Here is a 13,584-nt window from a genome sequence, read left to right on the forward strand (position 1 = left end):
CACACTCTTTCTTATCACTTCACAAACTCATAAGAATAATAAGGTACGATCAACGTCTGTCCGGTGCGGATGCTGTCCTCTTCCGCCAGATGGTTGATGCTCTGTACCTCATCTATATATTCCTTCTTATCCTTATACTCTTCATAATCAATATAATCCTCGGACAGATCCCATAAGGTCTCTCCGTAAGCTAGCGTCACCTGAGTATAGTATTTGAACTTTAACTGTTCTTCCCCGGAGCTTGCCAGAGAACGGATTCCCTGATAGGATACCGCACAGAAAATAATCACACAGACCGTAGCAATCATGGTAAGGATCCTGCGCTGCATCTGCATCCTCCTTCTTAACTGTCTCTTATATAATCTTAACTCTCTGTCCGTCATATGGTATACACTCTTCTGTACTCTCATAACACACCTCACATAAGAAAATCTGTTCGGGAACATTTGTTCTTTCTGCTTGTATTATATCGAACATGCATTCTTCTGTCAAGTTAAAAATCGAACATATTTTTGGAATATATGTTTGCTTTTTTACTTTTTGCTATGCTATAATCCCATCTTTGACACTTAAAGAAAAGTATAGTGGCAGAATCCATTGATTTTACTTGGATTCTGCCACTTTTGATGTCTTAGAGTATGTTGTATGGAGACATCACTTTAAAATGAACCTAGATTATTCACGGCTGATCCGTGAATAATCTAGGTTCATTTTTTAATATGGTAACGATAATTAAGAGTTATCAGGTAAAAGAGGAGACGTTAACGCCTTTTCTCTTCTTCCCCTTCTTCGCTACTTAATGGTTGCTCAATAACAAAAAATCCGCATAAATCCCTTGAAAATACTGAGTTTTCCACTCAAGAGTAGTATAAGGAATGCAGAGAAAATATATAAATTGCTATAAAAACCTTGCATTTGGGGGAAAACTCATGTATAAATTCGAACGATATCGTCAGCTTGGACCTGCAAATTTCAATCAGCCCGTCGGGTTCAAGATGGATCCGGAAAACCGCTGGGTTAAGAAATCGGAAACGATTCCGTGGGACACTATTGAGGAAAAGTATGCAAAACTGTTTCCGAGTAAAACCGGAATGCCAGAAAAACCTCTCCGTATGGCACTTGGCTCTCTTCTGATCCAGAAAAATGGATCTCAGCCTTGATGAAAAGAGAATGGCCCGGATAGAAAAGATGTCTTTTGATGCTTATAACGAAAGTGATGTTCTCATCGCAGCCGTTGAGCGGTATTTCGAAAGAACGGGTCATTATCCGGAACGCATTCTGGCAGATAAAATCTACAGGAACAGAAACAACCTTGCCTATTGCAGGGAGCACAGAATCCGCTTATCAGGGCCGTCTCTGGGAAGGCCAAAGAAAAATGCCGTAACTGACCGAAAGACGGAATACAAAGACAATGCTGATAGAATTGCAGTGGAAAGAGCATTTGCCCTTGCGAAACAAAAATATGGACTCGGTCTGATTACCAGCAGGCTGGATGAGACGACGAGAAGCTCCATAGCGCTGTCAGTCATAGCAATGAATGTGGATCGAATAAACTAATTACTAGTTAGTTACAATCTGCAAATTATCTTTAAGACATTCTCAATAATTGAATGAAGGATTTACATTAAAATCAATCCCCAATTCTTGTAATTTTGTAATTACTAGTTTAATCTTAGGTGCCTTAGCTTTTAATATACATGCTTCTCTTTTTTCAAGCATTTGCTTCGCAATAACAAAATTAACATTAGCTGTTTTTGCAACAAATTTTATTTTTTCTGCATCAACTTCTGTTACATTTTTTATATACAGACTGTATTCCGTTTCATCTCTATCAATATCTTCAATGTATGTTGTTATTATATTCCACCCACACATAGGGCATCTCCATCCTTGAGTAGCACCTTCGATACTCCAATTCATTTTTCCTTTACATTTTTCACATATCATTTCCTAATTACCTCTTGGAGAAAATAATTTAAATGTCTCTCTATTATTCATACCTGCAACAAAATAATTACCATTTGGTGTAGACCATAAATAATTTGTCGGTGCATAAACTTCAACATTTAGCTTATTTGCCAAATTCTGTGCAAATCCATTATCCAAAGCACCTGTATTACAAGACCATAACCTAATTGTCTGTCCGTTATAACCATCTGAATTTTGTATTAATCTAGAAGCCGTTCTGTGATCAACTGTCATATGTTGCCCATTATGAGTAATTTGTATGCCATTAGGTGTTCCATGTGCAATTACATCTAAATAACCATTCGTATCCACATCTGTCCTACGACTAATATTACTAACAAACGCATCATCAGCGTCCATAAAAGTAGCATCTCCAACAGAGTATTTACCACTCTGGTATCAAAGACCACATGGGCATCGTAACTTCCCCTCCTTTCCTAACTTTTTCTCTCTTTATTTTCTTCTATGGCAAAATGTCCGCCCTTGACGGTATCCGTCTTTCTTGCATCAAATCATTATAGCTACGGCAGGTACTTGCTGCTCCATCCGCCCCAATCATATTGTTCCACTTGTATCCTTGCCTGTTCAAAACGATGTCTGAGTCATCTCCTCACTTTCTCCCTGATCTGCCTGCAGCATGCTTTCCACAAAGTCTTCCTTTAACAGTTCACGTATCTGCCGCATATCAATCGCATACTCGTAGTAATAGTAATCACGCAAGGTTACAATCACAAAATCCTTTCCTGCCAAAGCTTTGTCCACATCATCTCCCCAAAATGCACTCCATCTCTCTGAAAACGACATCTCCCTCTCTTTTATGTACCACTCTATATCTCTATCATCGCCATATCACTCAATTCTCGTTCTCCAATTTATTCTTTGGAATACCTAAAATATAATATCCCTGAAAAGATATTCCTTTTTCAAAAGGGAAATAAATATATAAATACTGTTGATCTAACCCTATATTCTGACTACTAAAACGGTCAAAACCTTCTCCTGTCGTACTTGCACTAACTTGTTCTTGAAACGTTTCCGAAAACTGTTTAATTACATCCGGGGCATGCGCATCTTCGGAACTAAATTCACTGTAAGTTCCTGCATATACCTCAAAATTTCCCGTCTGCAGCGCTTGCAGTACCTCATTAATGTCTGCAAAATCACTAAAGTAAATGTATTGCCCTTTTTCTATATCAATAGTAACCGGATATTGATGCATATAGGACGGTCCTCCCACGCACGAATCTATAGAAAAAACTAGACTTATATAATCATTATCCAACCACAGAAGATCATAATCAATTACATCGCCTGCATAGGCATGTGCATCTTGAACTTCCTCTTCCAGCTGTGCAACGGCTTTCACATATGTTTTCGCATACACAGAAAATGCAGCATCTTTTAAAAGTGAGTTCACTTTATTTATGTCTATGTTCAAACCGATACCATCTTCCAATTGTGGATAATTTATCGTTATATTGTATATATTTGTTTCATTTCTTTCCCTTCCAAGAGAGTATACATCATTCTTCACTTGTAAAGTTCGCTTATTCTCCATGCTGTTTAATACTGTATAAAAAACAATCAAGCTTATGAGCAAAATACCAACTATTCCGCAAAATACCTCTTTCCTATATATTTTTATACTTTTCTTAATCTCTCTATTCTGTCTTAACTTCATTATCAAAGACCTCTCATATATTTTTAAATCCTTTCCTAACTTTTTCTCTCTGTATTTTCTTCTATGGCAGGATATCCGGCCTTGACGGTATCCGTCTTTCTTGCATCAAATCATTATAGCTACGGCAGGTACTTGCTACTCCATTCGCCTCAATCGTCTTATTCCACTTATATCCTTGCCTGTTCAAAATGATGTCTGAGTCATCTCCTCACTTTCTCCCTGATCTGCCTGCAGCATGCTTTCTACAAAGTCTTCCTTTAACAGTTCACGTATCTGCCGCATATCAATATGCATACTCGTTGTAATTGTCCTTTAAAATAACAATCACAAAATCCTTTCCTGCCAAAGCTTTGTCCACCTCATCTCCCCAGAACGCACTCCACCTCTCTGAAAACGACATCTTCCTCTCTTTTATATACCACTCTATCTCTCTGTCATTTCCATTCAAAGTCTCCAGGAGATCACGCTCTGCCCCTTCCCGGCTATATGTAGTGCCTTACCTTATAGAAATCTAAATCTGGTTCTCCATCCCATGCTGTGATATGCTTAAATCGATCCTCCATCAGCATTTGACACAGACCATTCAAATCGGATACAACATCTTTTAGTTCGAGAACCTTCATCTCCTCACAGTCAATCGTCGTTGCCATCATTGTGGTTGGTAATCCATACGGTCCTTTCCGCTGACGCACTACCCATCCAGAGTAACTGATGCTTATAAACTTCTCATCCGCATATTCTACATCGCATCGATGTGTTCCTACATGAAAACGATATTCCCACCCATCATCAGGATAAGAATCAGGTGGTTCCATTTCCATCACTTTTTTTCTATCATCTTCGAGCAGCTGATTGATTTTTCTTTCCTTTTCCTTATCTCTGCTTCCAACCATCTGCAGATATACAAGCTTGTCCACGTCGTAATATTCATCTTTATACGTATAAGTCGTTTCCTCAAACTGAAAGGAGAGATCCGAACTTTTCCGCTCCCATCTCACAAAACAGAATATGCAAACTATCACCGACACTGCCATCACTGCGGCTGTTATGCACCAACCCTTCTTTGCTACTTTTTTCATGTCTCTCTCCACAGATAAATTCGATCTCTTTCTGCACCGAATCCACTCTTATATTCTATCAGACCTTTCCCCTTTTCCCAAACAAACCTCTCATAATATCCTGTTTCTGTAAGATCATTATAACTGCGATAGGTACACACTGTTCCCTCTACCATAATCTCCTCGTGCCACCCCTTTTCTTCCTTCAGTGAATCCTCTTTCCCCATCTCCTGACAGACTACCGTCCCTCTTGCGATGAAATCCTCCTCATTTTTTATATTGACTTCCTCCATCTTATTCTCATCTATTCGGTAAATTTTATCTTCCGATACATAAAAATATCCAAGAAAAAATCTATCCCTGCCGTAAAAATATCTGCTGTCATCCTCTGTATCACTCTCTATCATCATTGTATACAAAATACCGTTTTCCCACTGCTCCACCTGTTCCACTTGTATCTTTACTTGTTCATACTCTCCAAAAGGGGTGCTTGCGAACTCCGCCTCAAACGCTGCCGTCTCAGTTCCATAATCAAAGAAAAACGATGTCTGATCTATCATCTCACTCTTTTTTTTAGACCATTCCTCGCACAAGATAACTGTAATTAACAGAATAAAAGCTATGGTACTATTAAATATTAGTTTATTCCTTTTCATCACTTGCCTCTTCATCTAACGATACTATTAACAAATATATTCCCGGTTGCTTATCTACCAAATTAGGATCATATACTCCATCACTAGTATAATATCTTTCAAATAACCGGACTATATTTAACTTTCATGGTACAATGCATATATCAACTGATGGAGGCGTTGTACTTATGGGAAGAAAATCAAGTATTATCAATTTAACTGCAGAAGACCGTGAATACCTCGAAATGCAAACACGTGCCCGCACAATTCAGGCTCAGACTGTAAGCCGAGCCCGCATCCTGCTATTGAAAGCAGATGGTTGCTCCATTGATGACATTGCCGATAAAGTTGGAATCAACCGTAAGAGCGTCATGCTTTGCTTAAACAAATATGCAGAAGGCGGTGTGGAAAACGCTCTCTTTGACGCACCAGGCCGTGGTCGCAATGCCGAAATCACGGACGATGAGAAAGCTTGGTTCATCAATATCGCCTGTCAGAAACCAATTGATTTTGGTTATGCCGCAGAGACCTGAACCTATGCCAAGCTAACGTCACATATCAATAAAAACGCAGAAGCAGCTGGCTATACAAGGCTTTCCACCATTCACAAAAGCACAGTTCATAGCATTTTGGACGAAGCTGAAATCAAGCCTTTTCGAATCAAATATTACTGCGAAAACCGGGATCCTGATTTTGACAGCAAGATGCATAATGTTTTGTTAGTGTATAAGCAGCTTTCAATGCAGTTCGATGAAGATGGGCATCTCATTCCATGGGCAGAAGACAAAGAATTTGTCCATGTGCTTTCCTATGATGAGAAGCCTGGAATACAGGCAACTGCCACAACTTCGGAAGACCTTCTTCCGGATGAGCGCCACAGTACGATCAGCAGAGACTATGAGTATAAGCGTCTTGAGACGTTGTCATTGCTGGCAGGAATCGACTTACAGACCGGAGAGGCCATCCCACTGGTTAGCGAGACCCACAACAGCAAGGACTATATCGAATTTCTGAAAATACTCGAGCAAAGGTTTGACACTAATAAAACCATGCTTTATTTCTTCTACAAAAGGTTCTCCCTTATAGACGCCCACATAAAACTCATGGGTTTCTGTGATGTAACTTGCGCGCAGGTAAGATATCACAATAATCTCCTGCTCTGCCTCTGACGTGATCGCCCCTAGAACACTCTCAAACTGCTTTCGCACATTTCCGACATTGCTTTCAAATTTTTCTCTGATCTCTTTTAACCGTTCCCTTTTCAACCCGTTTATTTTTTCAGACAAAAAATCTTTCATAAGTCCAGACCGCTCCAGTACATTTTGTTCCATCGACCTGCTCTCCCCTGTCATGGCATCCACCCTTTCCGTCGTGCAAAGAAAATCCTCCCCCGATCTTCTATGAGCATCATATCATCGTTCAAAAGCGTACATTTTTTCTCCAGCTCCTCATGTCCCCATAGCCGGTGTCTGACCTGCAAGAGCAATGTCTCCTCTTCATCATAATCCTCCATGTTATTGATTTTAATTCCTTCCTCCTCAATCAGTAGTTCGAGATACGGCTGAAGGATTCCCCAATGATTAAACTCCGACAACGTTATATATTTTATGGCGTAATGTGGGTCTTCAGTTGTCCGTTCCTGCAATACAGGGTTATTAGGATAGCGGGAAGTTGGTTCTCCCTCACGGTAATATTCTCCGGTATACTCCAGTTCATATCCGATAAAGTCTGTGGTAACGAACATCGCTTCTTCTAAAGGCATTCCCGATGTTAATTCCGGAGTCAGCTCCGGAATGATTACCTCTCTTTCAATACGCCATGTCCCAAAAAACGGAATTTTCCTTTCTCCGCCAAATGCTGCAATAAGAATGATACATACGGCTACACATAAGATCAGAACTGCCACCGCCTTTGTGTGTTTTCTTATTTTGCACCTAATCATTTATAAATACCTCCCTCCTAAAAGCCCTATTTTAGACTGCTTTTACAACGGTTACGCAACTCTCCGCGCCAAAAGCGTCTTTCCCCAAAATTCTACGAGCATAGTGTCCTCATTCAAAAGTGTAAAGCGTGTTCCCACCGGAATAAAATCATACGTTTCATAAAACACCGTTTCCTCAAAATCTATATAAACCAGTAAATGCAGTTCCATGCCGTCTCTTTGACCGTAATATTTATCATCATGCCAGTCAATCCCCTCTTCCTCCATAAAATCACACACATGTGGCAAAAATCTGCCCCCATCGTTCACAGTAAAAATGTCTTCAAAAAACAAACCGTATTCAGGATCCGTGTATGTATTTTCCCCTATCCGGAAATAATCTGCAGTATACTCCAGCTCATATCCGACAAAATCTTCGGAATCATATAAATCCTCTTCCGCCACTCCATCTTTGGTCGTTCCTGTATACATTTCTGAAATGACCGCCACCTTTTCAATGTACCATGTCCCAAAAAATGGTAATTCTGCTGCGCCTCTTTCTCTCCCGCATCCTGATATGCCGACCGTACATATGGCCAAAAACGCTATCACCTTTGCATATCTTCTCATCCTACTGATAGCCATTGATAAACACCTCTGCTTCTTTTGCCCTTCGTTCATCATAATCATGTTGTGCAAACACTTCCCGTACTTCTTACAGAGTTAATGAAACAATTTATATGGATACCCATAATCTTCTTTCTGCTGTTTTTTCAAGTCTGTTCCAAATTCCACATGCATGTTTTTTTGACCATTTCCATGCATATAATAAACAATTCCTTTTCCCTTTTCCCAAACCATCAATAAATAATCTTTTGAACCGTAAAAATAATCATTATAATAACGAAAGATCCTTTTTTCTCCATCTGCTTCTACAAATGCATGATATCCGGCATCATCCACTACATCAGCCGTTCCGTTTTCACAGCAGACAATCGTCCACTCTTTTAAAAATAAATCCTCATCTGATTCCAGACCGGAAATTATGATCTCATTTTTCTCCTCCGTATACCCACCGGTGTCTGACGGCATATAATAAATATCCTCAGACGTAACATAGTAATATCCCAGATATTCTCTCCCCAACGCGAATTGATCGAACGGATCTGTCACATTCAGCTGATCCAGTTCTAAAGCATATAAGCTGCCATTTTGAAAGGATTTCAGTTCTTTTATATGCAAACTGATATCCTGCCAAATATCCCGATAGCTATATGGATAAAAATATCCTTCATATTCTACTTCTTTCTGTGTCGGCATATAAAACCATGTATTTTGAGGCTCATGTCTGCTTTCTTCTTTATCATTTTCACTGCACAAAATCACAAGAAGGATCAAAAACAAGCTTACTACAATGGATGAAAGAAAATTTTTTATCATATTATTTTCCTCCCAGGATCTATGCAAAACGCCGTTTAGTCATCAAGGCTTGGATAATACGACGAATTTCTCCACTCCTCTAATGAATGTATACACTTCAAACTCACTGTCTGCCAGTCCTACCATATCCTTCCATAAAACCTTATCAAAATTGACACTCACATAAAACGTGCTCCAGCTCACACTGTGATCCTCCCACATCTCGCTCACATGAACGGAATAATACTCTCCCAAATATTCACTTCCCGCCCCATCTTTGTATACTTCCTCTGTTTCAAGATCATATGTTTGATATAAATACGCCTGTCCATCATTCTTCAGATCTACATAAGCAGCCCAGTCATCAATCTCCGGCATCTGTTCCGAAAGGCAGTCTGATATTTTAACAATCGTATCTTCCCGTGTTTTGGCATTCTGCGTACACTCCTCTGCTTCTCCGAAGGCTAATGCTGTGGAAATTTCACTGTCATCACTCCCACACACGGCTGCCACATGCTGTCAGCAGACCTGCCATAGCCAGTACCACAAAACTTATTTTCCTTCCCTCCATAGGATATACTCCTCCCAATCATTTTCCTCGTCATCCCACATAAAATAATCGTGCATTATAGATGCCGCCGTATCGCCATAGTCACTTCCCGTTGCATAAATAGGTCCTATGATAGATACATAAATAAATGGATTGTCCTTATATTCCCATGCTTCCGCATACCTCTCATCCAATAAAATATCTGAATGGTCAACTATACTTTCTTTGTAAGATTCATAACGGCGAGGACCAGGATGAGGAAGTTTCTCACTATACATATTACCACATTCACAAGTACCAAATGAATAGATATTCTTATTAACTTCACAATCACTGCATGTCATAAGCGGTTTCCCGTTTTCAGCAAGTATTCCATGATCTTCATAAGCATCTAATTTTACATCTTTACTTTATCACAATGAATAACAGCCTCTCTTGTGACATACTCCTCTTCTTTTACAATACCTACTTTACTTAACTCTTCGTAAAAAGCATAGTGTTTCACCATCATATCACACGCAATATGTTGGTATTGTTTTTTAAAAATTCCTTTCGAAAACTTTCGAAGGCAATTTCCCTCCAATTCAAAAGTAAAATCTCCTGCTATAATGGCATCTCCATTTTTCTGTACCTTTTCTTCCGGCATAAGACTTTCTCCCTATATAAAAATTCCGTTATATTTCTTCCGTATTTTCAATCAGAATTGCGAACTTGTTTCGCAATTACCTATAAATAGTTTCCACTATTTAACTGCTTTTTTATACTCTTCATTATACAACCACTCACACTCTATATCACTCCATTCCCGTTCCCGAAGCACTTCGCCCGTCTCCCTGTTAACAGCATAACTTGTAAGATACTGATAATGAGTAAAAACAGGTTCATAACCATGAGTATAATAGTCTGTATAATCTGCAAAAATATAATATTCCTGATCTTCCGTCATACCTCTACATGAAAAATTTCTTACACAAGGAAACTCCTGATCTTCTGGAAACTGATATACATATACCGACTGTTCCTGTTTATATGTTCTTACAACTATTGAATCATAATCCCCCTCATCCGAATACATATAATAAAAAAGAGCTCTTGCAGCTTGTTCCTCCAGCATCTTTCCATCTGAAACATCCTCATTAAAATATAACTGATTAACCGCCTTTTCATATGCTTCACTATAAAGCAATTTATAACCTGCATCAGTCTCTATCCATTGAGACTCCCGAAGAACTTCGCCTGTCTTCCTATTAACTGCATAATCCGTGTGATATTCATCATAGAATCCCTGCGAAAGGGCATCTGTTACATAACGTGTATCGTGTGCAAAGACATAATATTGCCCATCTTCTGTCCTATCTTTGCTCTGTAACATTTCATACTGCAAGTCACTTTTTTCCTGCGTTTGGTATAAATATACCATTTCTCCCTGCTGCATAGTAGAAATAACCTTTGCGTCATAATCATAGTCACAATCTGAATATATGTAATCAAAAACAGCCTTTGCCGCTTCTTCCTCTGTCATTTCAAAAGTGTATATCTCGTTCTTCACTTGTAAAATCCGTTTATTCTCCGTACCGCTTAAGACTGCATAAAAAGCAATTAAACTTATGATCACAATACCCGCTCCACAAACATACTGTTTCCCACCTTTTCTTTGATTCATTGGTTTCCTACCTTTTCTTTGATTCATTGTAATCTTTCCATTCCATCATATGCAAAATCTGCACATCTCCATTTTTATCGATACTGAAATATCCTTCTGCACTGCTAGTCCACTCCTCAAACGTGCAAATAGTTTCATTACATTCATACTCATCATTCTCATCATATACACCATTTCCATTACTATCATTCCTGTAAAATGCAATTGTTTTAAACGCATTTCCAGAAAACTCAAATTTATAAAAGGAATAGCTTTCTTTATTTTCTTTTGTATATTTATACACAATCTCGCCATTTTTGCAAACACCATAACATTTTAATGTTTCTTCCACCTGTTCATGAAACAAGACAAACAGCACATTATTTTGATATGCAAGAATATAATAATCTCCCGATGTCTGAATATGTAACTCCGGTATATGATCTCCATTTATGTCACACGTCAGATACTTCATACTTCCATCATCCATATTTGCTATCGTACTTCCACCAGAATTTTCCAACGCTCTCTCTCCTGACAAAAACTCATCATATGCCCTCATTGCCTCATCAGTATTCCCATGCAGCGCTTCTGTTCCAGTAAAATTTTTTCCAAAAGCCTCCTCATACGTTACCATAGTAACAGGGCAATCAAGCATTGTAAAAAAGTCTTTTGTCACTTCATCCCATTGTTCCTGATTCAGATGCCCGCTCATACTTTCATCTCCGAATATATAAATTTCATATTCTATTCCAGTCTCGCCATAATAAGCAGTAAAATAAATTTCATTCTCCACTTCTCCTGCCCTATTCAATGTTTTATATCCATATCGGGTATTATTTGCACTCGTAGAATTACAGTATCCTATCTGATTCGAACCAAGAAGTGCTTCATATTCGTTCAGCCAGTGATAAACTTCCACTTTTTGTTCTTCCACAAGATACTTTAATATGCAGAAACCATTTATTCCAATGTCCATTAGCAATTCTGGAAGTCCATCCCCATCACAATCAATAAAACGATATCTTGTTTCTTTTACAAATTGTTCTATAAACTCCATGTCATCTAAATCAGATATCCCTCGTAGATGATCCCGAAAATAGACAGCCTTTTCTTCTTCATACTCCAATGGCATCTGATTTGTAATGATCCTATAAAAGTTCTCTTTATATGCCAGTGCCACCTGATCTGTATAAATCTCCCAATTAATCGAATATTCTTTTGACGAAAAATCAACTTTCTTTACTGACTCACATATGTTGCTGCTGTCCTGTTCGTTTGTATAATTTGTTTTGTTTTCTCTTACGCTGTTTTCCTCTGTTTCAATCTTTTTCATTTCGGTTTCTGCCACCTGTTTATAATTTAAGACACCAACCAGCAGAATTATAACTACTATTCCTATCGTCCCCATATTCACAATCTTTCTTTTCACAATAACCTACATTCCTCTCTCATATACAATAATATCTATCACAACATAATCAGACATATTCTCTCATTTGTACCCACAATACATTTGCCATCCAAATGCGGCATCTTAAATTCCATGATATCACAATATCCATCCATTCTCTCTGGCATAAAATCCGGTTTTAAATCCTTGTCCTGCGTTTGGTATTGCCATTTTAATAAAGTTTGTGCATTCAATTTATTCATTCCAAATGCATATTGCAGAATCTCTGGATGTTCTGTTATATCTACTTCATTTGTCTCTTGTAAGTTAATTAATCCTATATTATTCACGGCACAGCCGTGAAAGTGGCTGAAAGCCACATAGTTACTGTATTTTAGCTGAATATTGATTTTCACCTATCAAGTGAATGAAAAAAGAGCATCCATTTGTGGTAAAATTAAGGTGTTCAAAGTCTTAACAATCCCAAACAAAGGAGCCCTTTATGAGTATTGTAAACACCTTAGCCTTAGAAAGCAATAGACAGATTAAAATAAATTTTTATGGAGGAGATCTCTCATCCGATGCAGGCTTGCTTCTTATCAAAGAATTCATAAGCAAACTTGGTATTGATACGCTTTTAGAAAAAGCGTTTAAAACCAATGATCCTGTATTCAAGTCTGTACTTGAAAAAGATGCGCTTGCATCACAGCCTACGGTATCAAGATTCTTTAATCGTATGGATAAAGACACTTTAAACCAGTTCCTTGCGATTGCCAGAGTACTTCGGAGGAAAATTTACAGTGTTCAGATGCCACAGGCTGTTATTCTGGATCTGGATTCCACTCTTCTTGATGCATACGGCAGACAGCAACCGGATTTTGTTTCTTTGTATCCATATCTGTCCTCCTTTTGTTAGTTTTAACTAACCATATCTCATAAAAAAACCGACAATTTATGATTCCTGTGTTCACAAATTATCGGTTGATAATCGATGCATCTGAACGCTTTTTCCTAGAAATACTCTTTCCAGCCGTTATTATAAAAGGAACGCAGCTCCCTGATATATCCTTCTGCTGCCTCTCTCGGCATATCATGAACTACTACTTCAAACAATCCCGCATAAAAGCCACTGCAGACCACATGGATAAATTCGTCATTGATTCGTCCCGTCCTGTAAGACTCACTTCCGAGATTTACCAAAAATCTTCTGGTAGCCTCTGCATCAATTTTTACCAGACCCTCCAAAAATTCCTGATAATATCCAGGTGGTGAACATTTCACTACTAATTTAAACTCGTCAAAACAGTCATAAAGAAT

Annotated in this window: 22 protein-coding genes and 1 pseudogene; 4 read left to right on the forward strand and 19 right to left on the reverse strand. The window is 38.5% G+C overall.

The window, feature by feature from the left end:
• Window positions 1-14: 14 nt before the first annotated feature.
• Window positions 15-410 carry a LysM peptidoglycan-binding domain-containing protein gene (locus OCV96_RS12365; RefSeq protein ID WP_227063176.1) on the reverse strand — a complete coding sequence of 132 codons (396 nt, stop codon included), beginning with the start codon at window positions 408-410 and terminating at the stop codon, window positions 15-17.
• A 465-nt stretch (window positions 411-875) separates the two neighbouring features.
• On the opposite strand from OCV96_RS12365, the gene OCV96_RS19720 reads away from it, so the two are divergent.
• Both OCV96_RS19720 and OCV96_RS19725 read left to right on the forward strand, forming a co-directional pair.
• Complete coding sequence (locus OCV96_RS19720; protein WP_425609811.1) at window positions 876-1,160, forward strand: transposase; 285 nt, start codon at window positions 876-878, stop codon at window positions 1,158-1,160.
• A gap of 55 nt (window positions 1,161-1,215) precedes the next feature.
• Window positions 1,216-1,551, forward strand: a pseudogene (locus OCV96_RS19725) (transposase); the annotation flags it as partial.
• Window positions 1,552-1,599: 48 nt separating this feature from the next.
• On the opposite strand, the gene OCV96_RS12375 reads toward OCV96_RS19725, so the two are convergent.
• From OCV96_RS12375 to OCV96_RS12405, 7 genes are all read right to left on the reverse strand, one after another.
• The gene (locus OCV96_RS12375) at window positions 1,600-1,947 is read right to left on the reverse strand and encodes a hypothetical protein (RefSeq protein ID WP_227063178.1); all 348 of its coding nucleotides are present in this window, start codon (window positions 1,945-1,947) and stop codon (window positions 1,600-1,602) included.
• Between the two features lie 3 nt (window positions 1,948-1,950).
• Window positions 1,951-2,328, reverse strand: a complete 378-nt coding sequence (locus OCV96_RS12380) for a hypothetical protein (protein WP_227063182.1) — start codon at window positions 2,326-2,328, stop codon at window positions 1,951-1,953.
• A 225-nt stretch (window positions 2,329-2,553) separates the two neighbouring features.
• Complete coding sequence (locus OCV96_RS12385) at window positions 2,554-2,772, reverse strand: hypothetical protein (protein WP_227063184.1); 219 nt, start codon at window positions 2,770-2,772, stop codon at window positions 2,554-2,556.
• A 49-nt stretch (window positions 2,773-2,821) separates the two neighbouring features.
• Complete coding sequence (locus tag OCV96_RS12390; RefSeq protein WP_227063187.1) at window positions 2,822-3,649, reverse strand: DUF4163 domain-containing protein; 828 nt, start codon at window positions 3,647-3,649, stop codon at window positions 2,822-2,824.
• A gap of 283 nt (window positions 3,650-3,932) precedes the next feature.
• The gene (locus tag OCV96_RS12395; protein WP_227063189.1) at window positions 3,933-4,097 is read right to left on the reverse strand and encodes a hypothetical protein; all 165 of its coding nucleotides are present in this window, start codon (window positions 4,095-4,097) and stop codon (window positions 3,933-3,935) included.
• A 34-nt stretch (window positions 4,098-4,131) separates the two neighbouring features.
• Entirely contained in the window at window positions 4,132-4,728 is a 597-nt protein-coding gene (locus OCV96_RS12400) for a hypothetical protein (protein ID WP_227063190.1), read from the reverse strand.
• On the reverse strand, window positions 4,725-5,267 hold the full coding sequence (locus OCV96_RS12405; RefSeq protein ID WP_119623702.1) for a hypothetical protein: 543 nt from the start codon (window positions 5,265-5,267) through the stop codon (window positions 4,725-4,727). Before OCV96_RS12405 ends, OCV96_RS12400 begins: the two co-directional genes overlap by 4 nt.
• Before the next feature lie 263 nt (window positions 5,268-5,530).
• Between OCV96_RS12405 and OCV96_RS12410 the strand changes: the two genes are divergently transcribed.
• The gene (locus tag OCV96_RS12410) at window positions 5,531-5,875 is read left to right on the forward strand and encodes a helix-turn-helix domain-containing protein (RefSeq protein WP_227063192.1); all 345 of its coding nucleotides are present in this window, start codon (window positions 5,531-5,533) and stop codon (window positions 5,873-5,875) included.
• 411 nt (window positions 5,876-6,286) lie between these two features.
• Here the strand turns inward: OCV96_RS12410 and OCV96_RS12415 are convergent, their stop codons facing one another.
• From OCV96_RS12415 to OCV96_RS12460, 10 genes are all read right to left on the reverse strand, one after another.
• Complete coding sequence (locus OCV96_RS12415) at window positions 6,287-6,673, reverse strand: hypothetical protein (RefSeq protein WP_227063194.1); 387 nt, start codon at window positions 6,671-6,673, stop codon at window positions 6,287-6,289.
• Window positions 6,674-6,690: 17 nt separating this feature from the next.
• On the reverse strand, window positions 6,691-7,284 hold the full coding sequence (locus OCV96_RS12420; RefSeq protein ID WP_227063195.1) for a hypothetical protein: 594 nt from the start codon (window positions 7,282-7,284) through the stop codon (window positions 6,691-6,693).
• A 51-nt stretch (window positions 7,285-7,335) separates the two neighbouring features.
• Window positions 7,336-7,953: a hypothetical protein gene (locus OCV96_RS12425; RefSeq protein ID WP_227733116.1), complete on the reverse strand. Its 618-nt coding sequence runs from the start codon at window positions 7,951-7,953 to the stop codon at window positions 7,336-7,338.
• A gap of 33 nt (window positions 7,954-7,986) precedes the next feature.
• Entirely contained in the window at window positions 7,987-8,703 is a 717-nt protein-coding gene (locus tag OCV96_RS12430) for a hypothetical protein (protein ID WP_006859528.1), read from the reverse strand.
• 42 nt (window positions 8,704-8,745) lie between these two features.
• Window positions 8,746-9,195, reverse strand: coding sequence for a hypothetical protein (locus tag OCV96_RS12435; protein WP_227063200.1), 450 nt, complete (start codon window positions 9,193-9,195; stop codon window positions 8,746-8,748).
• Between the two features lie 39 nt (window positions 9,196-9,234).
• Window positions 9,235-9,576 (reverse strand): hypothetical protein, encoded by a 342-nt coding sequence (locus tag OCV96_RS12440; RefSeq protein WP_227063202.1) that lies wholly within the window; start codon window positions 9,574-9,576, stop codon window positions 9,235-9,237.
• A 53-nt stretch (window positions 9,577-9,629) separates the two neighbouring features.
• Window positions 9,630-9,878, reverse strand: coding sequence for a hypothetical protein (locus OCV96_RS12445; protein ID WP_227063206.1), 249 nt, complete (start codon window positions 9,876-9,878; stop codon window positions 9,630-9,632).
• Between the two features lie 96 nt (window positions 9,879-9,974).
• On the reverse strand, window positions 9,975-10,922 hold the full coding sequence (locus OCV96_RS12450; protein ID WP_262594663.1) for a hypothetical protein: 948 nt from the start codon (window positions 10,920-10,922) through the stop codon (window positions 9,975-9,977).
• Window positions 10,903-12,306, reverse strand: a complete 1,404-nt coding sequence (locus tag OCV96_RS12455; protein WP_227063210.1) for a hypothetical protein — start codon at window positions 12,304-12,306, stop codon at window positions 10,903-10,905. Before OCV96_RS12455 ends, OCV96_RS12450 begins: the two co-directional genes overlap by 20 nt.
• A 38-nt stretch (window positions 12,307-12,344) precedes the next feature.
• Window positions 12,345-12,617 (reverse strand): hypothetical protein, encoded by a 273-nt coding sequence (locus OCV96_RS12460; protein WP_227063211.1) that lies wholly within the window; start codon window positions 12,615-12,617, stop codon window positions 12,345-12,347.
• Between the two features lie 152 nt (window positions 12,618-12,769).
• On the opposite strand from OCV96_RS12460, the gene OCV96_RS12465 reads away from it, so the two are divergent.
• Window positions 12,770-13,183 carry a transposase gene (locus OCV96_RS12465; RefSeq protein WP_262594664.1) on the forward strand — a complete coding sequence of 138 codons (414 nt, stop codon included), beginning with the start codon at window positions 12,770-12,772 and terminating at the stop codon, window positions 13,181-13,183.
• Window positions 13,184-13,278: 95 nt separating this feature from the next.
• On the opposite strand, the gene OCV96_RS12470 is transcribed toward OCV96_RS12465, so the two are convergent.
• Entirely contained in the window at window positions 13,279-13,512 is a 234-nt protein-coding gene (locus OCV96_RS12470) for a hypothetical protein (protein ID WP_227733118.1), read from the reverse strand.
• Window positions 13,513-13,584 lie beyond the last annotated feature (72 nt).

The sequence above is a fragment of the Waltera acetigignens genome, from assembly GCF_025567015.1.
Classification (GTDB): domain Bacteria; phylum Bacillota; class Clostridia; order Lachnospirales; family Lachnospiraceae; genus Acetatifactor; species Acetatifactor acetigignens.

Bases quoted from the DNA above. Each gene is read 5' to 3' on its own strand.
- OCV96_RS12430 (WP_006859528.1), bottom strand. From the start codon at position 8,703: ATGATAAAAAATTTTCTTTCATCCATTGTAGTAAGCTTGTTTTTGATC.
- OCV96_RS12400 (WP_227063190.1), bottom strand. From the start codon at position 4,728: ATGAAAAAAGTAGCAAAGAAGGGTTGGTGCATAACAGCCGCAGTGATG.
- OCV96_RS12385 (WP_227063184.1), bottom strand. From the start codon at position 2,772: ATGTCGTTTTCAGAGAGATGGAGTGCATTTTGGGGAGATGATGTGGAC.
- OCV96_RS12405 (WP_119623702.1), bottom strand. From the start codon at position 5,267: ATGATAGATCAGACATCGTTTTTCTTTGATTATGGAACTGAGACGGCA.
- OCV96_RS12420 (WP_227063195.1), bottom strand. From the start codon at position 7,284: ATGATTAGGTGCAAAATAAGAAAACACACAAAGGCGGTGGCAGTTCTG.
- OCV96_RS12375 (WP_227063178.1), bottom strand. From the start codon at position 1,947: ATGATATGTGAAAAATGTAAAGGAAAAATGAATTGGAGTATCGAAGGT.
- OCV96_RS12465 (WP_262594664.1), top strand. From the start codon at position 12,770: ATGAGTATTGTAAACACCTTAGCCTTAGAAAGCAATAGACAGATTAAA.
- OCV96_RS12410 (WP_227063192.1), top strand. From the start codon at position 5,531: ATGGGAAGAAAATCAAGTATTATCAATTTAACTGCAGAAGACCGTGAA.
- OCV96_RS12380 (WP_227063182.1), bottom strand. From the start codon at position 2,328: ATGGACGCTGATGATGCGTTTGTTAGTAATATTAGTCGTAGGACAGAT.
- OCV96_RS12450 (WP_262594663.1), bottom strand. From the start codon at position 10,922: ATGAATCAAAGAAAAGGTAGGAAACCAATGAATCAAAGAAAAGGTGGG.
- OCV96_RS12425 (WP_227733116.1), bottom strand. From the start codon at position 7,953: ATGATTATGATGAACGAAGGGCAAAAGAAGCAGAGGTGTTTATCAATG.
- OCV96_RS12445 (WP_227063206.1), bottom strand. From the start codon at position 9,878: ATGCCGGAAGAAAAGGTACAGAAAAATGGAGATGCCATTATAGCAGGA.
- OCV96_RS12440 (WP_227063202.1), bottom strand. From the start codon at position 9,576: ATGACATGCAGTGATTGTGAAGTTAATAAGAATATCTATTCATTTGGT.
- OCV96_RS12390 (WP_227063187.1), bottom strand. From the start codon at position 3,649: ATGAAGTTAAGACAGAATAGAGAGATTAAGAAAAGTATAAAAATATAT.
- OCV96_RS12415 (WP_227063194.1), bottom strand. From the start codon at position 6,673: ATGGAACAAAATGTACTGGAGCGGTCTGGACTTATGAAAGATTTTTTG.
- OCV96_RS12365 (WP_227063176.1), bottom strand. From the start codon at position 410: ATGAGAGTACAGAAGAGTGTATACCATATGACGGACAGAGAGTTAAGA.
- OCV96_RS19720 (WP_425609811.1), top strand. From the start codon at position 876: ATGCAGAGAAAATATATAAATTGCTATAAAAACCTTGCATTTGGGGGA.